Genomic DNA, 25,085 nt, shown 5'->3' on the forward strand with positions numbered 1-25,085 from the left:
CACAAACTCCAGTGGCTAAGAGGGTAAGACGAGCGATAAATCGTGCGCGAGTTTTTCAATTTGCGCCTCGGTCAATGCGCCCAGTGATAAACGTAGGCCGTGCGCGGGTGCTTTCACGCCAAAGGCTTCACCTTCGCGAACCAGCCAACCGGCTCTGGCCAGACGCAGCGCCAGCGGCTGGCTGGGGACGGATAACGGTAGCCAGAAATTAAGCCCATCGCCCGGCGAATAGTCGCCAACGCCGAGACGGGACAGCGCAGCGGCGAGCCGTTGATTTTGCTGTCGATAGTGGCGCTGGCTCGCAGTCAGGGAGGAGATAAAGGCGCTATCATTCAGGCAGGCTAACGCCAGCTCTTGCAGCAGGTGGCTGACCCACTGGCTGCCGGCATTCAGTCGCAGACGTAGTGCTGCCGAGGTTGTCGGATCGCTGGCGACAATCGCCAGCCGCAAATCCGGCCCCAGCGTTTTGGACATTGAGCGTACCAGCGCCCAGCGCTGAATGCCTTCAGGCAATGGGTTGTGCCAGTGTACCGAGGAGAGCGGGGCAAAATGATCGTCGACGATCGCCAGCACTTGCGGATAGCGGGCGAGAACGGCGTGGATCGCTTCCGCCCGAGCGGGCGTCAAACTGCAGCCGGTCGGGTTATGAGCGCGAGGGGTGAGGATCACCGCCCGGGCGCCGTTGTGTAGGGCTGCTTCGAGTTCCTCAGGGTTGATCCCTTCGGCGTCGACGGCGACCGGGCGGGGCTGGAAACCGGCGTAACGCAGCATATTGATACTACTCAGAAAGCAGGGATCTTCCACCACGACGCCGTCGCCCGGCAACAGCAGCGCGCCGAGCAGGCGCTCAAGGGCGTCAATCGCACCGCTGGTCAGATTGATGTCAAATGGTGGGTCAATATCGTGGCCGATCCACTCGCTTGCCCAGCCAGCCAGACGCGGCTCGACGGCGGCATCGCCGTATAAGTGCGGAGTGAGCGCCAACTGTGGGAGATAACGGCGAATGTCAGGTAGACGTTGCGGGTCCGGATTGCCGCCGGAGATATCTATCAGCGATGTTGTCGGATCGCCGCCCTCCAGCGCGTTCAGGGTATCCAGCGCCTTAATAGCCGTACCGTTGCGCCCCTGGCTGACGGCAAGCCCGGAGGTCACCAGACGTTTGTAGGCCGCGGCGACGGTATTGCGGTTGACCGCGAGATCGCCTGCCAGCTCGCGCACCGGCGGCAGCACCTCACCGGGTTGCAACGCGCCGCTCTGCACCAGGTGACGGATGTTGTCGAAAATCTCGCTTGCGGTTTTTCCGGTGAACATTATTGACCTATGACAAAATGAATTTTAGCATAGGACGAATGATAATCAGAGTATGACCCGCTGTCCAGCGGGGGGAGAAAGGATGAGTCAGCAAGACGAAATACAGTCCGTGCTCTTTAACGACCGCAGCCGGGCGCTGGAGGTCGATATTGTGGCCGTGCAATCGCAGGTAATATACGGCAGCGTCGGCAACAGTATCGCGGTACCGGCGATCAAGCAGCATGAATTGCGGGTGATGGCGGTGCCGACGGTGTTGTTCAGCAATACGCCGCACTACGATACCTTCTATGGCGGAGTGATCCCGGAGGAGTGGTTTAGCGGCTATTTGCAGGCGCTGGAGGAGCGCGATGCGCTACGTGAACTGCGGGCGGTTACGACCGGTTATATGGGCAGCGCCGGGCAGATTGCGCTGTTGGCGCAGTGGCTTCAGCGTATTCGCGAGCGCCATCCCGATCTCTGCATCCTGGTCGATCCGGTGATTGGCGATGTCGATAGCGGCATCTATGTGAAAGCGGAAATTCCCGAGGCTTATCGCCGCCACCTGCTGCCGCTGGCGCAGGGTATCACGCCGAATCTGTTTGAACTTGAAACGCTTAGCGGCATGCCGTGCCGCAACCAGCAGGACGCGGTGATTGCCGCACGCAGTCTGCTTTCTGAAACTTTGAAATGGGTGGTGATTACCAGTGCTCCTGGAGCAGATGCCTCGACCATCAACGTGCTGGTAGTGACGGAGGAAACGGTGGAAGTCGTGGCGCATCCGCGTGTGGAAACCGACCTGAAAGGTACAGGCGATCTGTTCTGCGCTGAACTTATTAGCCATCTGGTGCGTAATATGGCGCTTGGCGATGCCACTCGCGCCGCCGCGCAACGAGTGCTGTCGGTGATGACCTGGACCGATCGGCAAGGTTGCGACGAGCTGATTTTACCGCCGCCGGGAGCGCAATAACGATGAAAGCATGGGCGAGCGGGCAGTGCTGCCGGAGAACATAAAAAAATGGCGCCTTCAGGCGCCATTTTTTCTGCAAGCGAGAATTACTTCTTGATGCGGATAACCGGAGTTTCACCGACGGTGACGCTACCGGACAGTTTGATCAGCTCTTTGATCTCGTCCATGTTGGAGATGACCACCGGAGTCAGGGTAGACTTGGCTTTTTCTTCCAGCAGCGGCAGATCGAATTCGATAACCGGGTCGCCGACTTTCACACGTTGACCTTCTTCAGCGATACGCTTGAAGCCTTCGCCTTTCAGTTCAACAGTATCAATACCGAAGTGAACAAACAGCTCAATGCCGCTATCGGATTCAATAGAGAAAGCATGGTTGGTTTCAAAAATTTTACCGATGGTACCATCTACCGGCGCAACCATTTTGTTGCCAGTAGGTTTGATGGCAATGCCATCACCCACAATTTTCTCCGCAAAAACCACATCCGGCACGTCTTCGATGTTGACGATCTCGCCAGAGAGCGGAGCAACAATCTCAATAGTTCCGGTGTCTTTTTTGTCATCAGAAACCAGAGATTTCAGTTTATCGAACAAACCCATGATCTTCTCCTAAGCAGTAATTTGGGCCGCGCATCTCGTGGATTAGCAGATTGTTTTTTCTTCAATGAACTTGTTAACCAGCGCCATCAACTCGTCCGTCGTCGGTTGAGCAAGAGCCTGCTCTGCTAATACTTTCGCATCTTCGAAGTTCGTGTTACGAATAATCTTCTTGATGCGCGGGATGGAAATGGCGCTCATAGAGAACTCGTCCAGCCCCATACCCAGCAACAGAAGTGTAGCACGTTCATCGCCCGCAAGCTCACCGCACATGCCAGTCCATTTGCCTTCTGCATGAGAAGCATCAATAACTTGCTTGATCAGAGTCAGCACGGATGGTGACATTGGCTGGTAAAGATGCGAAATCATATCATTACCACGGTCAACTGCCAGAGTATATTGCGTTAAATCATTGGTTCCGATACTAAAGAAATCAACTTCTTTGGCTAAATGACGAGCAATGGTTGCAGCGGCCGGGGTTTCCACCATGACGCCGATCTCAATGGATTCATCAAATGCCTTACCTTCGTCACGCAGTTCCTGTTTGTAGATCTCAATCTCTTTCTTCAGTGCGCGCACTTCTTCAACGGAGATGATCATCGGGAACATGATGCGCAGTTTGCCGAAAGCGGAGGCGCGCAGGATAGCGCGAACCTGGTCGCGCAGGATCTCTTTACGATCCATCGCGATACGCACGGCACGCCAGCCGAGGAACGGGTTCTCTTCTTTCGGGAAGTTCATGTACGGCAGCTCTTTATCGCCGCCGATGTCCATGGTGCGAACGATCACGGCCTGAGAGCCGCACGCTTCGGCAACCGCTTTGTACGCTGCGAACTGTTCTTCTTCAGTCGGCAGAGAATCGCGGTCCATGAACAGGAATTCAGTACGGTACAGGCCTACGCCTTCCGCGCCGTTGCGCTCAGCGCCTTCGACGTCGCGAACGGTACCGATGTTGGCGCAAACTTCAACTTGATGACCGTCCAGCGTAATCGCCGGCAGATCTTTCAGTTTCGCCAGTTCTGCTTTCTCTTCAGCAACCTGAGTCTGCAGCGCGCGCAGTTCTTCGATTTTTTCGTTGCTCGGGTTCACCAGAACCTGGTTGTTTACCGCGTCGAGAATCAGATAGTCGCCGTTTTTCACCTGAGCCGTTACGCTACCGGTGCCCACGATCGCTGGCAGCTCAAGAGAGCGCGCCATAATGGAGGTGTGGGAAGTACGGCCGCCCGCGTCGGTGATGAAACCCAGTACCTTGTTCAGGTTCAACTGTGCTGTTTCGGACGGGGTCAGATCGGCGGCCACGAGGATGACTTCATCCGCGATAGCGCTCAGATCGATGATTGCCAGGCCCAGAATGTTGCGCAGCAGACGCTTACCGATGTCGCGTACGTCAGCAGCACGCTCTTTCAGGTATTCGTCATCCAGCTCTTCCAGTGCTGTTGCCTGACCTTCGATAACTTCATTGGCCGCCGCGTCGGCAGTCATCAGTTTATCTTTAATCAGGGCTATGATTTCCTGCTCAAGCTCCTCATCTTCCAGCAGCATAATATGCCCTTCGAAGATGGCTTCTTTTTCTTCACCGAAAGTTTCACCAGCTTTGGTTTTGATGACCTCCAGCTGGGCGGAGGCCTTGGTGCGGCCGCTCAGGAAACGTTCTACTTCCTGATCAACCTTATCGGCAGAAATTTTCTTCCGGTCGATGACAATTTCGTCTTCTTTCAGCAGGAGAGCCTTGCCGAAAGCGATACCCGGGGATGCTAAAATGCCTGAAATCATAACCCTACCTTACTTGTGACTGATATTAAAAAGAACCCGTGAACTTACTCGAGTTCAGCCATCAGTTTAACCAGATGCTCGACTGCTTTTTGCTCATCTTCGCCTTCAGCGGAGATGGTGACAACGGTACCCTGAGTCAGGCCCAGAGTTTGCAGTTTGAACAGGCTTTTTGCGCTGGCGCTTTTGCCGTTGGAGGTTACAGTGATCTCAGAAGTGAAGCCTTTCGCTTCTTTAACAAACTGAGCAGCAGGGCGGGTGTGCAGACCGTTCGGAGCGGTAATGGTAACTTCTTGCTGGAACATTATATTTCCCCAACTTATAGGTTTAGTGTTGTGGACCTAAAGTCTAGCCTAACGACTAAACTTTAGCCTGTATTGTTAGCGCCGGCGTTACGTGTGTGGCTAAGGCGTCAGCAGTGAAACGACTGTGAGGACCTTAAGTCCGTTGACGTCTAGCACTTCATTAAACATTATGCCGCGAAAGGAAGACTTGAACCAAATCATAAAATCGATTCAGCCTGCGGAAATCCAAATCTGAATAATTTCGCGCTTCAAAATAAATGTGCTGGTTAAATACCAGACCCTACGAGGTGAATCAATGCCAGGAGGGGTAAAACTTTGAGCTATGCCACAAAAAAGCACCCAGAAAGGTGCTTTTTTACACTGTTTTTACAAACTGGCATTACTGTTGCAGTTCTTTCTCAGTGAAGAGATCGGCAAACAGCGCGGTGCTTAAATAGCGCTCACCGGAAGACGGTAGGATAACCACAATATTCTTATTGGTAAAGGCTTCATCTTCCTGCAGCTTTAACGCAGCGGCGACAGCCGCGCCGGAAGAGATACCGGCCAGAATGCCTTCTTCTTCCATCAGGCGACGAGCGGTGGAAATAGCCTCTTCGTTGGTGATGGCGACCACTTTATCAACCAGTTTCAGATCGAGGTTGCCTGGGATAAAACCAGCGCCGATACCCTGAATTTTGTGTGGACCTGGTTTCAGCTCTTCACCCGCCAACGCCTGGGCGATAACCGGGGAGTCAGTTGGCTCAACGGCGACGGTAATCAGATCTTTTTTGCCTTTCGTGCCTTTAATATAGCGAGCGACGCCAGTCAGCGTGCCGCCGGTGCCGACGCCGGAAATAAAGACATCGACCTGACCATCGGTATCTTCCCAGATCTCCGGGCCGGTGGTTTTTTCGTGAATTTCCGGGTTTGCCGGGTTACTGAACTGCTGCAGCAGCAGGTATTTTTCCGGATTGCTGGCAACGATTTCTTCCGCTTTCTGGATAGCGCCTTTCATGCCTTTCGCGCCTTCGGTCAGCACCAGATTGGCGCCCAACGCTTTCAGCAGCTTACGGCGTTCTACGCTCATGGTTTCCGGCATGGTCAGCGTCAGCTTGTAACCACGAGCGGCCGCGACGTAGGCGAGGGCGATACCGGTGTTGCCGCTGGTCGGTTCAACCAGTTCCACGCCTGGCTTCAGTACGCCGCGTTTTTCGGCATCCCAAATCATATTGGCGCCGATACGGCATTTAACGCTAAAGCTCGGGTTACGAGATTCTACCTTAGCCAGAATACGGCCATTACCGATGCGGTTCAGTCGTACCAGCGGCGTATGACCGATAGTCAGGGAGTTGTCTTCAAAAATCTTACTCATGGCCCGTCCTTAACTGTATGAAATTTGGGGGTACGGCTTCAGCATACCCGCTTAAACAATATCCGGAAGTAAGGATTTAGCATATCTATATGCTGAAGGGAAATAATGATGAGCGAGAAGGAATAAGGCGGGAAATAAGGAGCGGCGTGAGCCGCCCCCATCAAAGGCTTGCGGTTATTTCCACATCGCATGCTTGTCGCGATAACAATCGACCCACATCGCCGTGGCGCCGCAGATAGCGACCGGCAGGATAACCAGGTTCAGAACGGGAATCATCGTGAACAGACTGGTCAGCGCGCCAAACTGCATATTGATGACTTTTCGCGAACGTAGCGCTTCGCGCATGGTTTTAAACGGCACTTTATGGTTATCGAACGGATAGTCGCAATACTGAATGGCCAGCATCCAGGCGCTAAACAGGAACCACAGTACCGGCGCGACGGTTTGGCCGATGCCGGGAATAAAGTACAACAGCAGCAAAACAATGGCGCGCGGCAGGTACCAGGCGAACTTTTGCCATTCGCGCTTCATGATGCGCGGGATATCTTTCATGATGCCGAAGACGCCAACGTCCGGTGGGGTTGCGCCGGTCAGTCGCGCTTCGAGTTGTTCCGCCAGCAGGCCGCTAAACGGCGCGGCGATCCAGTTGGCAATCGTCGAAAAGAAATAACCGAACACCAGCAGAATAGAGAGAACCACTACCGGCCACAGCAGGTAGTTCAGCCATTGCAGCCATTCGGGCACATGGCTCATCAAAGAAGGGATCCAGCTATCGAGGCGGGTGAATAGCCACCAAAATGCGCCGCCCATCAGAAGCACGTTGACTAATAAAGGCAGAAACACGTAACGACGGATCCCCGGCAGCCTGATCAGTTTCCAGCCCTGTGAAAAATAGTAGACGCCGCTACGTGGGGGAGTTGCGGATGATGAAACCATAGTCAGGCGATGCTCCTTTTTTAACATTCAGCGTGAATGCCCGCTTATTTTATCGGGTTGCCAGACAATAACCAGTTAGGAAATGTTCGAAAAAACAGCAAAAAGCACGATTTAGTTCATCTTTATGGGGTGAAAGCGGCAGACGCACTTGCACTTGATGTAATCGGCAAATACTCTTAGTGAGTAAATGTTTGCCGTGGTGGCAAGGTGTTAGAACAACAGAGAATATAATGATGCAGGATTTGCGTCTGATATTAATCATTGTTGGCGCGATCGCCATAATCGCTTTACTGGTACATGGTTTCTGGACCAGCCGTAAAGAGCGTTCCTCGATGTTCCGCGATCGCCCACTGAAACGTATGAAGTCTCGTGACGATGACGCGTCGGAAGGCGATGACTTTGATGACGATGTTGAAGGCGTAGGTGAAGTTCGCGTTCACCGGGTTAACCACGCCCCGAATGGCGCATATGGGGAGCAAGAAGCACCTCGTCAGGCGCCGCAACACCAGTATCAGCCTCCTTATGAGCGTCAGGTGCAGCAGCCTGTGCGTCAGGACGAGCCGGTTCATCAGGCGCCGCCGCAAGCGCCGCGCCCGCAGCAACCGGTCGCTCCGCAGCCGCATGTTCAGCCGTCGCAGGTTCAGCAACCGCATAACGTCGCTCCTGCGCAGCAGCCGCAACCGGCACAGCCGCAATACCAGCAGCCGGTTCAACATGCGCCGCAGCAGCCTGTTCCTCAACAGCCTGCGCCGGTTCAGCAACCTGTCGCGCCGCAGCAACCGGCTCCAGCGCCTGAAGCGCCGGCCGTCGAACCGCAGCAGCCTGCCGCCGCTCCGCAGCCGAAAGAACGCAAAGAGACGGTTATCGTGATGAACGTTGCCGCGCATCACGGTTCGCAGCTCAATGGCGAACTGCTGATCAACAGCATTCAGCAGGCTGGCTTCAAATTTGGCGATATGAATATTTTCCACCGCCATCTGAGCCCGGACGGCAGCGGACAAGTGCTGTTCAGCCTGGCGAATATGGTCAAGCCAGGCACCTTTAATCCGGATGCGATGGTCGATATGACCACGCCGGGCGTAACTATCTTTATGCAGGTACCGTCGTTTGGCGACGAACTGCAGAACTTTAAACTGATGCTGCAATCGGCACAGTACATCGCCGATGAAGTCGGCGGCGTCGTGCTTGACGACCAGCGCCGGATGATGACGCCGCAAAAACTGCGTGAGTACCAGGATCGTATTCGTGAAGTGAAAGAGGCGAACGCCTGATCTCCGCGTTTGCGTGTCGTCTGGTCATTATGAACCCCCGCCCGTCGGGGGTTTTTTATCATTGATGGTGCGATATGGAACCGATCGAACAAAAACTGACTGAACTGCGAACCACCCTTCGCCATCATGAATATCTGTATCATGTTATGGATACCCCGGAAATTCCCGACGCGGAATATGACCGGTTGATGCGCGAACTGCGCGAACTTGAAGCACAACACCCCGAACTGATTACCCCGGATTCACCGACCCAGCGCGTAGGCGCGGCGCCGCTGGCTTCTTTTAGCCAGATCCGCCATGAAGTGCCGATGCTGTCGTTGGATAACGTCTTTGATGAAGAGAGCTTCCTCGCGTTTAACAAGCGCGTGCAGGACCGTTTAAGCGATACGGCGGATCTTGCCTGGTGCTGCGAGCTTAAGCTCGACGGCCTGGCGGTAAGCATTCTTTATGAGAACGGCGTGTTGATCCAGGCGGCGACCCGCGGCGACGGCACTACCGGCGAAGATATTACCTCCAACGTGCGTACTATTCGCGCCATCCCGCTGAAGCTGCGCGGCAACGATATTCCAGCGCGTCTGGAAGTCCGCGGCGAAGTGTTCCTGCCGCAGGCCGGGTTTGAAAAAATTAATGAAGAAGCGCGGCGTACCGGCGGTAAAGTATTCGCGAACCCGCGTAACGCCGCCGCAGGTTCACTGCGCCAGCTGGATCCCCGCATCACCGCGAAGCGACCGCTTACTTTCTTCTGCTACGGTGTTGGCATCCTGGAAGGCGGAGAGCTGCCAGCCAGCCATTCTGCGCGTTTGCAGCAGTTTAAGCAGTGGGGACTGCCGGTGAGTGACCGCGTGACGGTCTGCCATTCTCCAGAGGAAGTGCTTACTTACTATCGTAAAGTGGAAGAAGACCGCCCGCATCTGGGTTTTGATATCGATGGCGTAGTGATTAAAGTCGACTCGCTGGCGCTGCAGGAACAGCTCGGTTTCGTTGCCCGCGCCCCGCGCTGGGCGGTGGCCTTTAAATTTCCGGCTCAGGAGCAGATGACCTTCGTCAATGACGTGGAATTCCAGGTGGGTCGTACCGGGGCGATTACGCCGGTCGCGCGTCTTGAGCCGGTACATGTCGCCGGGGTGCTGGTGAGTAACGCCACGCTGCATAATGCCGATGAAATTGAGCGTTTAGGTCTGCGCATTGGCGACAAAGTGGTGATTCGCCGTGCAGGCGACGTGATACCGCAGGTGGTGAACGTGGTGCTCTCCGAGCGTCCGGACAACACGCGCGAAATTGTGTTCCCGACCCATTGCCCGGTATGCCACTCAGACGTCGAGCGCGTCGAAGGTGAAGCCGTGGCGCGCTGTACCGGCGGGCTTATCTGCGGTGCGCAGCGTAAAGAGGCGCTGAAGCACTTTGTTTCCCGGCGGGCGCTGGATGTCGATGGTATGGGCGATAAAATCATCGATCAGCTGGTTGAAAAGGAGTACGTCCACACGCCAGCGGACCTGTTCCGTCTGAGCGCCGGTAAGTTGACCGGCCTGGACCGTATGGGGCCGAAGTCGGCGCAAAACGTGGTCAACGCGCTGGAAAAAGCCAAAGAGACGACTTTCGCCCGCTTCCTCTATGCGCTGGGGATCCGCGAAGTCGGTGAAGCGACAGCGGCCGGTCTGGCGGCGCATTTTGGTACCGTGGAAGCGCTGGAGCAGGCTTCTATCGAGGAACTGCAGAAAGTCCCTGATGTTGGGATTGTCGTCGCCACGCATACCTTTAACTTCTTCGCCGAAGAGAGTAACCGTGAAGTGATCGCTCAGCTGCGCGCTGAAGGTGTTCGCTGGCCGGCGCCAGTCGTGGTGAATGCCGAAGAGATCGATAGCCCGTTTGCCGGTAAAACGATCGTGTTAACCGGCAGCCTGAGCCAGCTGTCACGCGATGATGCCAAAGCGCGTCTGGTGGCGCAGGGGGCGAAAGTGGCAGGAAGCGTGTCGAAGAAAACCGACCTGGTGATTGCCGGCGAGGCGGCGGGTTCTAAGCTTGCGAAAGCGCAGGAGTTAGGCATCGCGGTTATCGACGAAGCTGAAATGATGCGCTTGTTGGGAGAGTAAGGTGGATAAAGCTCAGCTCATCGAGATTGCTAATACCGAGATGCCGTTTGGCAAATATAAGGGACGTCGTTTGATTGACGTCCCGGAAGAGTATTTGCTGTGGTTCGCCCGTAAGGATCAGTTTCCCGCCGGGCATCTCGGCGAGCTGATGGCCTTAACCTTGCTGATTAAGACCGAAGGGCTGACCCAACTGGTGCAGCCCTTGAAACAACCGCGTTAACCTGCCGAGGCGCGGGACTTCTCCTGCGCTTCTCTCGCTTGCGCCTGCTCTTTATAGCGACGCGCCAGTACGGCGCAGACCATCAGTTGGATCTGATGGAAGATCATCAGCGGCAGTACCATAATCCCCAGAATTGATGCCGGGAACAGAATATTGGCCATCGGTATACCGTTTGCCAGACTCTTTTTCGAACCGCAGAAGACAATGGTAATTTCATCCGCTTTACTGAAACCGCAGCGGCGGGCGACGAACATGTTAATCGCAATGATAATGGCCAGGAGCACCAGGCTGACAATGACGATAAACAACAGCGACCCGACGCCGACTTTATGCCAGATCCCATTCACGACGGCTTCGCTAAACGCGGAATAGACCACCAGTAAAATCGACGTCTGGTCGGTTTTGCCGATCCATTTTTTGTGTTTCGCCACCCAGTCGCCGATCAACGGGCGCGACAGGTGACCGAGCACGAACGGCAGCAGCAGCTGCAGCATAATTTTGCCGACTTGTTCCAGATCGCCGCCAGCGCCATGCAGGTGCATCAACAACCCCACCAGCAATGGCGAGATAAAAATACCGAGCAGGCTTGATGCGGATGCGGAACAGACCGCGGCGGCGACGTTGCCGCCAGCCAGTGAGGTAAAGGCAATGGCTGACTGTACGGTCGCCGGCAGGATGCAAAGATACAGGAAACCGCTGTAGAGCATCGGATCGACGTTAATCGGTGCCCACCAGGCGAACAGTACGCCAAGTATTGGGAAGACGATAAACGTGCTGCACATGACCCACAGGTGTAAACGCCAGTGGCTGCCGCCAGCGACAATCGCCGCACGCGACAGCTTGGCGCCATGCATAAAGAACAGCAATGCGATGGCGGCGGTGGTCAAATGTTCAACGAAAGGGACGAATTCGCCACGCGCCGGAAAGAACGAGGCCAGCAGAACTACGGTAATCAACGTCAGTGTAAAGGGATCAAGAATGCGGAAAAGTTTCATAAACGCTCCTGAAAATCGATGCCGCTATTGTGCTTTCTTTGATTTGAGAAATAAAATTGATTTATTGCATCCATTCATGAATAAAAAATATGAATTACTCGCTACGCCAGTTAAAAGTCTTTGTCACCGTTGCCAGGGCGCGCAGCTTCAGCCGGGCCGGGGAAATTATTGGCCTCAGCCAGTCGGCGGTTAGCCATAGCGTTAAGGAGCTGGAGCATCAAACCGGGGTACGCCTGCTCGACCGAACGACGCGTGAAGTGGTGCTCACCGAAGCTGGCCATCAATTGGCGGGCAAGCTTGAGCGGTTGCTGGATGAACTGCACGTTACCCTCCGCGAAGCGGGGCGGGTAGGGCAGCAATTGAGCGGAACCGTGCGGGTCGCCGCCAGCCAGACTATCTCAGCGCACCTGATCCCCCAATGCATTGCCGAGAGTAACCGGCGCTATCCAGATATCCGCTTTGTGCTGCACGACCGTCCTCAGCAGTGGGTTCTTGAAAGTATTCGTCAAGGCGACGTGGATTTTGGCATCGTCATTGACCCCGGTGCGGTCAGTGATTTGCAGTGTGAGACCGTGCTGTCGGAACCGTTCTTTTTACTATGCAGAAATGACCATCCGTTTGCAGAATTAGCGAACGTTGACTGGCAAGCGCTTCAGGGAGCGAAACTGGTTTTACAGGACTATGCGTCCGGTAGCCGTATGCTGATTGATGCGGCACTTCGCTTACATCAGATTGAGGCGGATATTGTGCAGGAAATTGGTCATCCGGCGACGCTGTTTCCCATGGTCACCGCAGGTATTGGCATTAGCATTATTCCGGCACTGGCGCTGCCGCTGCCAGAAGGCAGCCCGCTGGTGGTGAAGCGGTTGGATCCGGGTGTCGAGCGCCAGCTGATGCTGGCACGGCGTAAAAAGCGTTCGCTATCTACCGCCGCGCAAGCGTTGTGGGATGTGGTGCGGGAGCAGGGGCAATGCTTGATGGATGAACGTTTGCAGGATCCACTATATCGAATATAAACATCAATACGATCGCGACCCAACGTCTCCGCAATAAATTGTCCAATGCTGGACTATATTCTAAAAATAAATCTGTCTGAAAAAAAACAACAGATGTATCGTATAAACAATTTATTATGCACCCATAAATACCATTCATTGTTGGCGTGAATAATAAATATTGTATTGTTTTTAGAAATGAATAAATCAAATGGAGTTGTATATGAAATTTAAGAAATTAATATTAGTTGGCGGGGCGTTATCACTGAGTTTACTTAACGTGTCTATCGCTTCGGCAACCAATACCATCACCTTTACCGGTTCGATTGACGCGGTAACCTGTGACGTCGAATTGCACGACAGTCATGACGCAGTGGTAGGTACTGGTGGCTCTGGAGATATTACCTTGCTAGCTGGTCACGCGAAGGACCTGACAGCGCCTCAGAGCTCGACCGACCCAGAATATTTTTCTATTGTTGCGAAGAACTGCGATTTTGGTGACACCACGAAGACAAAAATGTACCCGAGATTTACAAGTGATAACAGCGACAATGCGGGCTATTTGAATAACACCGCGACTACTGGCGGCGCCACGAATGTGCAATTAGGCATTTATGATCATACTGGCGCCCTGGTGAAAATTGGTGATACTACGGCGCAAGCTGCCAGTACATCAGGAAAAGTCGATATTGACACGACTGAAGGCGCGCAAATGGTCATGAAATATAGCGTTCGCTACTACAGTGCGGCGGGTGGGGCATCGGAAGGCGCGGTTACCAGCACAGTTAATTATGATTTAACCTACGAGTAAGTAATATCATTCACTTCCCTGATTGACTTTGAGTTTTTATTTATGAGAATCATACGTAATATTGGCAGTAAATCTTCACTGGCGTGCCTGGTATTTATTTCAGCGGTGTTATTCAGCGCGGATACTTGCGCCAGTATTGTTGTTGATGGCACCAGGGTGATATATCAGGGAAGTAAAAATGAAGTGACGGTGAATGTCACCAACAAAAATAAAGCGCCGGTTTTAATTCAAAGCTGGATCGATCGTGGTGATGAGCAAGCGGCACCGGAAAAAATTTCAGTGCCGTTTGTGCTCACTCCGCCCATCAACAGGGTTGAGCCGAATAATAGCCAGACGATACGTATCAGCTACACCGGCGTTCCCGCACTACCTACCGACAAAGAGTCCGTTTTTTGGCTGAATATCCTTGAGGTTCCTTCCAAAGCGAAAAACAGCGGTGAGGTAAAACAGAAACTTAATGTGGTATTCCGCACCCGAATTAAGCTTTTTTATCGTCCGGAAGGGCTGGAAGGCGACAGTATCAGTGCGGTGGATGAACTGCACTGGCGCCTGAACAACAGTAACGTCATGGTGATTAATAATTCAAAATATAATATTTCACTGCTGAATATTAGTTACCAGGGTAAAGGCGTTAATAGCGAAGTCAAAGGCAAGATGATTGCCCCCGGGGAATCACAAACCTATCCGTTAAAAAATACGGGCAGCATTAGCAACCTGTCATTTAGTACCGTCAATGATTATGGCGCTTTAGTTAACCACAAAGCGAAAAGTTAATTTCTGCTGACAAGGACGTTGGTGGCTTTATGATGATAAATGGAGGCAGCTTTTCTCGCATTCACCTGTATTGTCTTTCCGCGTTTATTCTGTTCTCGCCTTATTGTGCCAGCGGCAGTGAAATTAGCAGTGCGGCCACCGGTGAGAAAAATACAGAAACATCAGTAGAACCTGCCACAGAAGAAGCCGTGGAGTTCGATCCGCAGTTGTTACGTCAGGAAAGAAATTCGCAGGCTATTGATGTCAGCCGTTTTGCCTATGGCGCGAGCGTGATGCCGGGAAAATACCGCATTGATATTCTGGTCAATCAACAACCTGTTGCTCATGACGAGGTGGTATTTACGGAAGGCCATAACAAAATTGTGACACCGTGTTTAACCCCCAAAATAGTTAAGCTCATCAAACTCAATGTCGAGAAACTGCCGTTTGACAGCCGGGAAGATATAACGGCACCAGGGGCCTGTACCGATCTGGCGCATCTGCTGCCGGGTGCCAGCGTTAAGTTTAATGCGGACAAACAGCAGCTTGATATTAATGTGCCGCAAATCTACATGCAGCACATTTCACGGGGCAGCGTGGATCCGGCAATGTGGGACAGCGGCGTACCGGCGCTGATGCTGGGTTACTATATGAATGGCTATGAGTCGCATTATGACAATGCGGAAACGTCCCGTTCATTCTATTCCTCTCTCAATGCCGGGCTGAATATTGGCAAATGGTATCTCCGGCACAACGGCTCGTATAACTGGGATCAGGACGCCGGGGGCCATTATCAGAGCAGCAATACTTATTTGCAGCGCGATACAGAATTTGTGAATGGCCGCCTCTATCTGGGGCAGTACTACACGTCCGGGCAGATGTTTAATTCGCTCTCGTTTACCGGCGCGCAGCTGGCCACCGACGATCGCATGCTACCGGCCTCGCAGCGGGGCTATGCGCCGGAAATCCGGGGGGTGGCGAAAACCAATGCTAAAGTCACGGTGCGTCAGTCGGGAAATATCATCTATCAGACCACCGTTGCGCCGGGGGCCTTCCTCATCGACGACTTAGGGCCGACCGGTTATGGCGGCGATCTGGATGTGACCGTTGACGAGGCGGATGGCTCATCTCAACAATACACTGTCCCGTATTCTTCGCTGGCGCTGTCGCTACGGCCCGGTGCGCAGCAGTTTACCGCCACGGTTGGTGAGCTGCGTAATTACTACAGTACATCCGAAACGCCGCGCTTCCTGGAAACCACCTGGATGCGTGGTATCACCAATATCCTGACCACCTATGCCGGGGTTCAGTACAGCGAGGATTATCAGGCGGGGCTGATTGGCGGTGCGGTGGGAACGCCTGTCGGCGCGATCAGCGTCGATGTCACCCAGGCACGTAGCCACCTCGGCGGCGAAGCGGGCGATTTATCCGGGCAAAGTTACCGCGTTAACTACAGCAAACTGATTGATGCCACTAACAGTAACATCACCATCTCGACCTATCGCTATTCCAGCTCCGGCTATATGGACTTCCAGACCGCGGTGCAGACACGCGACGCCATTCATCATGGCGACAGCCCGGACACCGTCTGGCGATCAAAGAACCAGTTCTGGGTTAGCCTGAACCAGGGGCTGCCGGCAGGCCTGGGTAATCTGTATATCAGCGCATCGGTGCAGAATTACTGGAATGACGGCGGCGGCTATGACACGCAGTACCAGGCAGGGTACTCCAACAGCTATAAATGGCTGAACTACAGCATCAACGCCAGCCGAAATAAGAGCGGAAATGGTGTGGACCAGACCAGTTGGTATCTGATGTTGTCAATGCCCCTCTGGCCGGGCCACGCTAAAGCGCCGTATGTCAGTATGCGTTACAACAACGACAGCGATGGCAACCAGGGCGAGCAGGCGACCCTTTCCGGCTCACTCGGGGATGATAACCAGTATGGTTATAGCATCAGCGGCAGCCATGATGACTATTCCGGCAGCTCCGGCAGCGTGAGCGGCTCGTGGTCAGGCAGCAAAGCGACGCTCAACGGCAGCTACAGTACCGGTAAGGGCTATAGCAGTTCATCCGCCGGGATGTCCGGGGGGATGGTGATTCACTCCGGTGGCGTGACGTTCTCACCGTCGAACAGCGATAGCTATGCCCTGATTGAGGCGAAAGGGGCAGAGGGGGCGCGGGTGTCCGGCAGTTCTGGTTCTACGATAGATTCATCGGGTTATGCGCTGGCGCCGTCGCTGATGCCTTATCAGCAAAACCATGTCTCCATTGACCCGCAGGGTTCTGACTTAGGCGTGGAGTTCGAAAACACCGCGAAGGATGTGGTGCCGCGGGACGGGGCGGTGGTCAAAGTGAAGTTTAATACCCGTACCGGCACGCCGCTGCTGATCGTTTCCACCTGGAATGGGGAGCCGTTGCCGTTCGGGGCCGATATTTTTGATGATGATAATACGCATATCGGTGCGGTATCACAGGGTGGGGTGATATACGTGAAAGTGAGTAAAGCGAAAGGCCGGTTAACCGTGAAATGGGGCGAGGATAACCGCAGCCAGTGTCAGGTGGCGTATACGCTGGATGCCTCCGATCCGAATAAGAACAGCAAAAATGCGATTCAGCGTTTTAGCAGTGTGTGCCAGTAGAGGAAGTTATGTCTTTTAATAAAATGTTTTTTGTGAAGATTATATTTTTAGTTTTTTTCTTTCATGCTGAATCGGTATTTGCAGCGTCCATTGATTGTGAGCCCACAGATGATCCATGGTCCAAAATTCATGTTCCCTTTGAACTTATGCCTTCGGATATAAAAATTACAGTTGGGACAAGTATACCTGACTATACTGCACTTTATACGTTCAAATCGGTGGCTGTATTGAATGCGTCGGCTAACTGTACGGGAGGGCTTTATAGTGATTTGGGCATGTTATCAAGCCCAACCTTAATCACCAATAAATCTGGTAATAATATATTTCCGACAAATGTCCCAGGTATTGGTGTTTCGGTAAGTGATCCTGTTCATGCTAATTTTTCGTATAAGGCTTTCCCAAATATTCATGGGGGTACTGGTAGGTATGCGTCCGGTAATGTTATGTATGTTGATGTTACCTTTTGGAAGGTTCCCGGAATTATTCCTTTGGCTTCAGGTCCTATTACAGTAACAGGACCTGAAATGGCTATCTTTCTTGATGATTTCGGTTATACGCTGACAAGCCAGTACCCTGAACGAATTGTCTCAATTTACTCAGAAGGTGGTGGGGGGAATGGTAAGGCATACGTTTCAGGTTCCCGTATACTCACAGCATCATTTATCTTTCAGCCAGGAACGTGCAATGTTCAGGGTGATAACGTCAATGTTGATATGGGGAAATATGATGGCTTGAACGGCCATTCGGACTGGAAGGATGCAAGCTTTCATTTGGTTTGCCCGGATGGTTACGGCTACGGAGGCACCTACGATACTAAACAATTAGACCCACATTCTAATTATTATAATATCTCACCGGGTGGGTCATACACCGCGAATAATCAACTAAATGGTCGCGTTCAGGTTAAAATTATCCCTTTAAATAGTGAAGTGATTGACGCAAACCGGGGCATTATCGCGCTTGATGGCAGCGGTGCTCAGGGTTATGGCATTCAGCTGGCATGGGGAGATTACAGCACACAAACGACCGGCGATGATCCTGCCTCCCCGGTCATATTAGGGACCCCGGTAGATGCAAATACGCTGAACTCAGCATTTAGCAAGAACAGTACGCCCATTGGTGGCAATGCTTTTACTGGCGGGGATAACACCATCAAAATGGCGGCGCGTTATGTCCGAACGACAGGAGATGCCATGTATGGCTCCGCGAACGCCATCGTGCAGGTGATTGCGAATTACCAATAAACAGCATCCGTGATTCCTGAAAAATCGGGGGATAGGTTTCCGTATGGTGACATGACCAGCGGCACGGTTCCGATTGCCTTATCGAAACCTCCACTAAACACGCATCGATTCTGCTGCCAGCCGCTGCGAGGCAGAGATCCGATGCGTAATGAATGCTATTTCTGAATGGCGCTGCTTTATTATCCCAAAGTGTTTTATAATGTCGATGAACCATGGGTTCATCAGTTTCGCCCAACATTTTAAAATACCTATAATTCGGGGTGATGATGAGTAGCCAGCTACCGAACATTCGTAAGAGCAAACCAACAAAAGACATTGCAGATATCATTGATGCCCTGAAAGATAGAGTAAAAGTGCGGCATGGGCAGAAGAACAGGCGAGTTTCTCTTAATTTCCAGGGTAAAAAACAGGTCATCCTGTTAATCGAGGGTCATATCTCCCTGGCCCGACAGCAGGATTTAAGAACGCTATCGACCATGCGAGCACCTGTTGTGCTGGGGACGGGGGTGCCAGAGGACCAGGCCGATTATTTCATAATCCGGGCCATCAGCGAAATTAAGTATGCCCTGATACCCATTGAACTTTTCAATCAATACCTTGAAGAGTTCAATCTGTGGAAGCAACAGACGGCTAATTTGACCTGGATGCTAATGTCTTATCATCTATACAACAATGTATTGATAAATAATGATCATAACAAGACAGCCCGTATTCTCCTGGATGCGCTTTACAAGGAACCAGAAATCGTACGAGCTAACACGACGGTGCTGGCCTATCTCCAGGAGCGAACCTTGCTCTCCCGTAGCTGGATTATGCGGTTTATTTCCGACCTCAAGAAATCAGGCTATCTTGAAACAAAGAAGGGTATCCTGATTAAAATAAATAAGTGACGAATTCAACGTCATACGGGGCGCTTTGGCAAGACCCGGTTGTTATTGGTCATCAACTCATCGGCATCATCATCGCCCGATTCGGGGAGTCCAACATTGGACTAAATTTTAAAAAATAAATGTGTCTGAAGACAAGTTGCCAGGTTTATATTAAGAATGTCAGGTGTGAAGTATTATTTTATGATATTAGCAAAAGGAAAGGATTGCTTTTATGAATATAAACTACAAAATACTGTCAGGTATATTGCTGGCATTAATATCAGGTCACGTTCTGGCCGAGGAAGATAATGCGGGCACCATCCACTTTAGCGGGGAAATTGTCAGCCCGTCTTGCACGATGGAGGACGGCGATGTCTCATTGGGCACTATCGCGCCATCGTATTTTGACGTGTCGGGAAAAGAATCCGCAATGGTACCGTTTACCATTACGTTATCGGGGTGCCCGCTGGCAAGCGATGGTTTAGCTGCTGTTCAGCTAACGTTCAATGGTCCGACGGTCTCCGAGGATGTTAACTTGCTGGCGGTGAGCAAAATCTCCACCACTGCCGCTGGCGATGACGCTGCAACTGGTGTTGGTATTGCGTTGAGTGAGGATGGGAACGATAACGAACTGATACCAATGGACGGTAGTGAAGGGCATATCTGGGTTGGTTTGCCAACAGTCGATGGATCGAATGTGTCGGCAAATTTCAATGCGCGTTATAAGTCTTACTCCGCCACCGTAACGCCAGGGCCCGCAGATGCGGATATGACGGTCAATATTCTTTATCATTGATAAAAACAATAAATCGTCACCACACATTATCAAATGTTTTTTTGTTTCAGGAAAGATAACGGCTTAATGATTCTTAAGTCGTTATCTTTCTTATTTAAAACATTCATCCGGAATAAGCTTATATTATGCGTATGCTGTTTCGTGCTTTATTATTTACCCCTATTTTTGTCGCCCCCTTTTGCGATGCGGCGGGCGTTCAGATTGGGCGTACGCGCGTTATTTATGACGCGAATAAAAAAGAGGTTTCACTTCCTCTGGTGAATAAAGACAGCGAGCTGCCGTGGCTGGTTCAATCCTGGACGGATACCGGCGATGGCAAGACCCGCGGGCCATTTATCGTCACCCCGCCGCTGTTTCGCCTTGATGCCCAAAAAGAACAAAGTTTGCGTATCGCGTGGAATGGTGCCGCGCTTCCGCTCGATCAAGAGTCACTGTTTTACCTGAACGTGCGCACGATCCCCGGCACCGCCAAAGAAGACCGCGACAAAAACGTGCTGCGGCTGAACTATAAAACCCGCCTGAAGCTGTTCTGGCGGCCTAAAACGTTATCCGGCACGCCCGGTGAAACATGCGAGAAGCTGCGCTTTGTCCGTCAGGGCAACCGGTTAACGGTCATCAATGACGGCGCGTTTTACAGCGTTTTCGACTCCCTGAAGCTTGGCAATGTCGCACTCAACAACGCGGATATGGTGGCGCCGAAATCCAGCGTCCAGCTGTCGATTCCTCAGAATGCGACCGAACATACTGCGCACTGGCGTTGTATTACCGATTACGGCAGCGCGTCCTCTCAGCACACCGCAGCGCTAAGCCAGGGGTAATGATGGCTTTGGAATCGTCGCGCTCACCTTATCTGTCCGTCTGGCGATTTACGCTGTTGGCCCAATGTATTAGTCTTTGTTTACTGGCATCGTCCCGCCTGGCGCAGGCGCGTGAATATGATTTTGCGCCTTCCGCGCTGGAAGGCGACATGCTTACGCAGCAGGACATCGACCTTTCTTTGTTCTCGCAATCGAATACCCAGCTGCCCGGTACGTACTCCTCCAGCGTGAAGATCAATGAGACGCGCCTGGGCGACATGAATATCACCTACCTCGGCGGCGAAAAGGGTGAGCTGATCCCCCAGTTCACCCCCGAGATGCTGCGCAAATGGGGCGTGGCCGTTGATAAATACCCCGATTTAGCCGCGCTCGACGCTGCCAAACCGCTTCCCCAGCCGCTGGGGAACTACATTGCGCAGGCGCAGGCCACGCTAGATTTTTCTACCATGACGCTGCGCCTGAGCATCCCTCAGGCGGCCATCGCGGGGATGGGAAAGGGGTATATCGACCCCTCTCGTTGGGATGACGGCGCACCGGTGGCGTTTGCCGACTATGCCTTCTCGGGTTCCCGGGAGCAGGATGCGTCTCATCACACTGCCGACAGCCAGTACCTGAATGTTCGCGGCGGCGCGAACGTCGGCGGCTGGCGGCTACGCAATTACACCACCTGGACGCACAGCGACAACGACAACCACTGGGAGACCATCAATACCTACGTGCAGCATGATATTGACGCGTTAAGGTCGCAGTTTACCGCGGGCGAAAGCAACACCAGAGGCGATGTGTTTGACAGCGTGCAATATCGCGGCATCAACGTGGCTTCTGATGAAGAGATGCTGCCTTACAGCCAGCGCGGCTATGCGCCAGTTATCCGCGGGATCGCCAGTTCCAACGCCGAGGTGTCGGTACGCCAGAACGGTTATCTGATTTATCAACAGAGCGTCGCCCCCGGCGCCTTTGAAATTAAAGATCTGTATTCCACCACCAACAGCGGTGATTTCGATATCACCGTGAAAGAAGCGGACGGCACCGAGCACCACTTTACCCAGCCTTATTCCAATATTGCCGTCATGCAACGCCCCGGCGGGATAAAATATGAATTCACCGCAGGCCGCTACCGGGCCGACAGCGGTAGCGATCAAAATGAGCCGGATTTCGTGCAGGGCAGCCTCATCTATGGCCTGAATAACGTCATGACGCTGTTCGGCGGCGTCACCGGCGCCAAAGATTATCGGGCGATCAATACGGGTACCGGCCTTTCTTTAGGCTCGCTGGGGGCGATTTCGGCCGATGTGACCTACGCCAATACCACGCTGGACAACGACACCGAGCATAGCGGTCAGTCTTATCGTTTGCTCTACTCCGGAAAAATTGACGCGACCGACACCAACTTCACCCTGGCAGGCTATCGCTACTCGACGCAGGGCTATTACAGCTTTGCCGACGCCAACCAGCACTACGACGCCCAGGACGACGATCCCCTGTTCCGCTACAACAAGCGCAACCGGATCCAGGCCAGCATCAATCAAACTATCGCGGGCGTGAATATCTATCTGAATGGCTATCAGCAAGACTATTGGGACTCGTCATACACGGATAGCAGCCTGTCGCTGGGGGTGAATGCGATGATCAGCAGTGTGAGTACGCACCTGACGTATACCTACAGCAAAAGTGGGGGCAGCACGAGCGATCAAATGATTGCGCTTGGGTTCAGTATCCCATTAAGCACATGGCTGCCGAAAGCCTGGAGCAGCTACAACATGAGTAGCAGTAAGCACGGCAGCACGCAACACAACCTGGGGCTGAGCGGCACGCTGCTGGATGATGACCGACTCAGCTACTCCTTCCAGCAAAGCCATGCCAATCAGGGGCAGGGCGATACCAGCAACATCTCCGGGAGCTACCGCTCGCAATATGCCAACCTGAGCGCTGGCTACTACTGGTCAGATAATACCCAACGGTTGAACTACGGCATCAACGGCGCGGTGGTTGCCCATCCTCACGGCGTAACGCTGGCGCAGCCGCTGGGCAGCCAGTTCGCGATCGTCACCGCCGATGGCGCATCGGGCGTGCGTTTTCAAAATCAGCGCGGTATTCAAACCGACTGGCTGGGTAATGCCGTGATCCCCTCATTAAGCGCCTATCAGGAGAATGCTATCCGGATTGATACCAATAGCCTGCCGGAAGACGTGGATACCGACGAAACCGCCGTCACGGTGATCCCATCGCGCAATGCCGCCGTGACCGCCACCTTTAATGCTCACATTGGCTATCGCCTGCTCATCACCCTCACCCGCCCGAATGGGGCGACCGTACCGTTTGGCGCGATGGCCACTGTCGATGCGCTCGCCGTGAACGGTATTGTGGACGAAACAGGCACGCTCTACCTGGCCGGTATTCGCAATGACACGCTGTTACGCGTGAAATGGGGCAACGCCCCCAGCCAGCAATGCCGCGTGCAGCTTAACGTGAGCGCTGAGCAAGCCGAAGCCACGCAAACCGGGATCCGTTATCTTCACGCGCTTTGCCAATAGGAACCAGCACATGAGAAACACATTGCGCCTTTCCCTGTCAGCCGCCTTATTCTGCCTGCTCACTGCCGGACCGGCGCACGCGAGTGTCTGGCTGAGTGACTGTTTTACCTCAACGGCAACCTACGAGGCCGTTGTCAGTCATGAAATTGACCCCAGCAAAAATAAGGCTGGCCAATATACCGATATATCAGACACTATTACCGGGTCGGGGCCAGCGGTAACCGCCAGCTGCCTCTGCCACGGTAATGTACTCAATACTTCGCCAATCATTGAAACTGTGTACGCCGGATCTCCACTCCAGGCAGGGGCTGCGGGGGCGCGTGGTAAGCTTACGGATAGTCTTGATGTTAGTGTGACGGCCTACGCTGAATCTGGAGGCGAATCGTTGGCTATAGACAACTATCCGACACCGGTGGGGGTATCGACAATGGCCTGGAAAAACGCCCCCCAATTCAAGGAACAGGATGCCAGCGTATGCGCCAAGAATCCCAGCTACCCCAAACGTCAATTTAACCTGAATACTTTCAGCGTACGGCTTTTTGTCAACAAACCGATTCTGGGCGTTGAGGTCATTCCGCACACCCTGATGGTGCAGTACTACGCGTGCATTTCTATCGCAAGCGGTAGTGATGGGTCATCATGTGCAACGTATTTTTATCATGTCTCTGATGTCTGGATGAGTGGCGCGGTCACGGCACCGTTAAGCTGCACGATTAATGCGGGTACCACCATTGAAGCCGATCTGGGCAGCATCGTGAAATCGCAGTTTGTGACTCCAGGCCAGCCCCCGGCGGGATACACGCTGAAAAATGTCGATATCCATTACCACTGCGATAGCAGCGCAGTAGGCAGCTCGGACCGTATAAAGCTGACGCTAAGCGCCGATCAGGGCACGGTAAGCGGTGAACCGCTCATCGCAAAGTTAATTGGCCGGGACGATCTGGGCGTACGGGTATTCGACAGCAACAACCAAAATGTGCCGTTAGACGGTACGTTTGAGTTCCCCATCACCCTGGACGAGCAGGGCGACGGGGTGGTTAGCATCAAAGCCGCGCCAGTAAGCACCCAAAGCGCGCAGCCCGCTGCCGGGCAATTTGAAGGCAATGTGACGGTGAAGATGGATCTGAAATAAATAGCAAAAAAGCGCCTTTAGGGCGCCTTTCTACATTGGTGGGTCGTGCAGGATGACTCGCTTCGCTCGCCCTTCGGGCCGTCGCCGCAGGCGGCTCCGTTGTCTCTCTTCGCTACTCGTCTCATCCTGAGACTCGCCCTTCGGGCAACGCTACGCGTTGTGCAAAATTGTTCCCGACAATTTTGTCGACCCGAACCTGCTGCAGGTTCGAATCTTAAATATCGCAGATAGCAAAAAAGCGCCTTTAGGGCGCTTTTTTACATTGGTGGGTCGTGCAGGATTCGAACCTGCGACCAATTGATTAAAAGTCAACTGCTCTACCAACTGAGCTAACGACCCGAAGTGGTGGGTGATGACGGGATCGAACCGCCGACCCCCTCCTTGTAAGGGAGGTGCTCTCCCAGCTGAGCTAATCACCCACTTCGGTACTTCACATTTTGACAGAAAATCCAGCTGGCGAGAAAGTGGTGGGTGATGACGGGATCGAACCGCCGACCCCCTCCTTGTAAGGGAGGTGCTCTCCCAGCTGAGCTAATCACCCACTTCTCAATTTTCTGTTCTACACGGCGGAGACTACATAAAGTAGTTGGTGGGTGATGACGGGATCGAACCGCCGACCCCCTCCTTGTAAGGGAGGTGCTCTCCCAGCTGAGCTAATCACCCCCGCTGTGTGGAGTCGCATTATAGGGAGAGTTGAAAATGA

The 25,085-nt window shown here is 53.1% G+C and carries 21 protein-coding genes and 4 tRNA genes; 14 read left to right on the forward strand and 11 right to left on the reverse strand.

Features of this window, described 5'->3' with window-relative positions:
• Positions 1-15: 15 nt before the first annotated feature.
• Entirely contained in the window at positions 16-1,311 is a 1,296-nt protein-coding gene (gene ptsJ / locus PYR66_06475) for a transcriptional regulator PtsJ (GenBank protein ID WEF29358.1), read from the reverse strand.
• 82 nt (positions 1,312-1,393) lie between these two features.
• On the opposite strand from ptsJ, the gene pdxK reads away from it, so the two are divergent.
• The gene (gene pdxK, locus PYR66_06480) at positions 1,394-2,257 is read left to right on the forward strand and encodes a pyridoxine/pyridoxal/pyridoxamine kinase (protein WEF29359.1); all 864 of its coding nucleotides are present in this window, start codon (positions 1,394-1,396) and stop codon (positions 2,255-2,257) included.
• A gap of 86 nt (positions 2,258-2,343) precedes the next feature.
• Here the strand turns inward: pdxK and crr are convergent, their stop codons facing one another.
• The 5 genes from crr to cysZ form a co-directional block, all read right to left on the reverse strand.
• Positions 2,344-2,853: a PTS glucose transporter subunit IIA gene (gene crr, locus PYR66_06485; GenBank protein WEF29360.1), complete on the reverse strand. Its 510-nt coding sequence runs from the start codon at positions 2,851-2,853 to the stop codon at positions 2,344-2,346.
• A 42-nt stretch (positions 2,854-2,895) separates the two neighbouring features.
• Positions 2,896-4,623 carry a phosphoenolpyruvate-protein phosphotransferase PtsI gene (gene ptsI, locus PYR66_06490; protein ID WEF29361.1) on the reverse strand — a complete coding sequence of 576 codons (1,728 nt, stop codon included), beginning with the start codon at positions 4,621-4,623 and terminating at the stop codon, positions 2,896-2,898.
• Positions 4,624-4,667: 44 nt separating this feature from the next.
• Positions 4,668-4,925 (reverse strand): phosphocarrier protein Hpr, encoded by a 258-nt coding sequence (gene ptsH, locus PYR66_06495; protein WEF29362.1) that lies wholly within the window; start codon positions 4,923-4,925, stop codon positions 4,668-4,670.
• 379 nt (positions 4,926-5,304) lie between these two features.
• Entirely contained in the window at positions 5,305-6,276 is a 972-nt protein-coding gene (cysK, locus tag PYR66_06500; protein ID WEF29363.1) for a cysteine synthase A, read from the reverse strand.
• Between the two features lie 174 nt (positions 6,277-6,450).
• A complete protein-coding gene (gene cysZ / locus PYR66_06505) occupies positions 6,451-7,212 on the reverse strand; it encodes a sulfate transporter CysZ (GenBank protein ID WEF29364.1) in 762 nt (253 codons plus the stop codon).
• Positions 7,213-7,442: 230 nt separating this feature from the next.
• Here cysZ and zipA point away from each other — a divergent pair, with 230 nt between their 5' ends.
• The 3 genes from zipA (at position 7,443) to PYR66_06520 (ending at position 10,793) form a co-directional block, all read left to right on the forward strand.
• Positions 7,443-8,483: a cell division protein ZipA gene (gene zipA / locus PYR66_06510; GenBank protein ID WEF29365.1), complete on the forward strand. Its 1,041-nt coding sequence runs from the start codon at positions 7,443-7,445 to the stop codon at positions 8,481-8,483.
• Positions 8,484-8,557: 74 nt separating this feature from the next.
• The gene (ligA, locus tag PYR66_06515; GenBank protein WEF29366.1) at positions 8,558-10,573 is read left to right on the forward strand and encodes an NAD-dependent DNA ligase LigA; all 2,016 of its coding nucleotides are present in this window, start codon (positions 8,558-8,560) and stop codon (positions 10,571-10,573) included.
• 1 nt (position 10,574) lies between these two features.
• Positions 10,575-10,793, forward strand: a complete 219-nt coding sequence (locus tag PYR66_06520; protein ID WEF29367.1) for a DUF3820 family protein — start codon at positions 10,575-10,577, stop codon at positions 10,791-10,793.
• Here the strand turns inward: PYR66_06520 and PYR66_06525 are convergent.
• Positions 10,790-11,788: a bile acid:sodium symporter gene (locus tag PYR66_06525; GenBank protein ID WEF29368.1), complete on the reverse strand. Its 999-nt coding sequence runs from the start codon at positions 11,786-11,788 to the stop codon at positions 10,790-10,792. The two genes, PYR66_06520 and PYR66_06525, sit on opposite strands and share 4 nt — an antisense overlap.
• A gap of 89 nt (positions 11,789-11,877) precedes the next feature.
• Between PYR66_06525 and PYR66_06530 the strand changes: the two genes are divergently transcribed.
• The 10 genes from PYR66_06530 (at position 11,878) to PYR66_06575 (ending at position 24,382) form a co-directional block, all read left to right on the forward strand.
• On the forward strand, positions 11,878-12,804 hold the full coding sequence (locus tag PYR66_06530) for a LysR family transcriptional regulator (GenBank protein ID WEF29369.1): 927 nt from the start codon (positions 11,878-11,880) through the stop codon (positions 12,802-12,804).
• A 202-nt stretch (positions 12,805-13,006) separates the two neighbouring features.
• A complete protein-coding gene (locus PYR66_06535; GenBank protein ID WEF29370.1) occupies positions 13,007-13,594 on the forward strand; it encodes a fimbrial protein in 588 nt (195 codons plus the stop codon).
• Between the two features lie 105 nt (positions 13,595-13,699).
• Positions 13,700-14,368: a fimbria/pilus periplasmic chaperone gene (locus PYR66_06540; GenBank protein ID WEF29371.1), complete on the forward strand. Its 669-nt coding sequence runs from the start codon at positions 13,700-13,702 to the stop codon at positions 14,366-14,368.
• Positions 14,369-14,397: 29 nt separating this feature from the next.
• Positions 14,398-16,989: a fimbrial biogenesis outer membrane usher protein gene (locus tag PYR66_06545; protein WEF29372.1), complete on the forward strand. Its 2,592-nt coding sequence runs from the start codon at positions 14,398-14,400 to the stop codon at positions 16,987-16,989.
• Between the two features lie 8 nt (positions 16,990-16,997).
• Positions 16,998-18,233, forward strand: a complete 1,236-nt coding sequence (locus PYR66_06550) for a hypothetical protein (protein ID WEF29373.1) — start codon at positions 16,998-17,000, stop codon at positions 18,231-18,233.
• A gap of 263 nt (positions 18,234-18,496) precedes the next feature.
• Positions 18,497-19,123, forward strand: a complete 627-nt coding sequence (locus PYR66_06555) for a helix-turn-helix domain-containing protein (GenBank protein ID WEF29374.1) — start codon at positions 18,497-18,499, stop codon at positions 19,121-19,123.
• 211 nt (positions 19,124-19,334) lie between these two features.
• Entirely contained in the window at positions 19,335-19,898 is a 564-nt protein-coding gene (locus PYR66_06560) for a fimbrial protein (protein ID WEF29375.1), read from the forward strand.
• A 125-nt stretch (positions 19,899-20,023) separates the two neighbouring features.
• Positions 20,024-20,716, forward strand: a complete 693-nt coding sequence (locus PYR66_06565) for a molecular chaperone (GenBank protein WEF29376.1) — start codon at positions 20,024-20,026, stop codon at positions 20,714-20,716.
• Positions 20,716-23,250 (forward strand): fimbrial biogenesis outer membrane usher protein, encoded by a 2,535-nt coding sequence (locus PYR66_06570; protein ID WEF29377.1) that lies wholly within the window; start codon positions 20,716-20,718, stop codon positions 23,248-23,250. Before PYR66_06565 ends, PYR66_06570 begins: the two co-directional genes overlap by 1 nt.
• A 10-nt stretch (positions 23,251-23,260) precedes the next feature.
• Positions 23,261-24,382, forward strand: a complete 1,122-nt coding sequence (locus PYR66_06575; protein ID WEF29378.1) for a fimbrial protein — start codon at positions 23,261-23,263, stop codon at positions 24,380-24,382.
• A 263-nt stretch (positions 24,383-24,645) separates the two neighbouring features.
• On the opposite strand, the gene PYR66_06580 is transcribed toward PYR66_06575, so the two are convergent.
• The 4 genes from PYR66_06580 to PYR66_06595 all read right to left on the reverse strand — a co-directional run bounded on the left by PYR66_06580 (position 24,646) and on the right by PYR66_06595 (position 25,045).
• A tRNA-Lys gene (locus PYR66_06580) sits at positions 24,646-24,721 on the reverse strand.
• A 4-nt stretch (positions 24,722-24,725) separates the two neighbouring features.
• A tRNA-Val gene (locus PYR66_06585) sits at positions 24,726-24,801 on the reverse strand.
• Between the two features lie 46 nt (positions 24,802-24,847).
• Positions 24,848-24,923: transfer RNA gene (locus PYR66_06590), tRNA-Val, on the reverse strand.
• 46 nt (positions 24,924-24,969) lie between these two features.
• Positions 24,970-25,045, reverse strand: a tRNA-Val gene (locus PYR66_06595).
• Positions 25,046-25,085 lie beyond the last annotated feature (40 nt).

It is taken from the genome of Klebsiella aerogenes (assembly GCA_029027985.1).
GTDB lineage: Bacteria > Pseudomonadota > Gammaproteobacteria > Enterobacterales > Enterobacteriaceae > Klebsiella > Klebsiella aerogenes_A.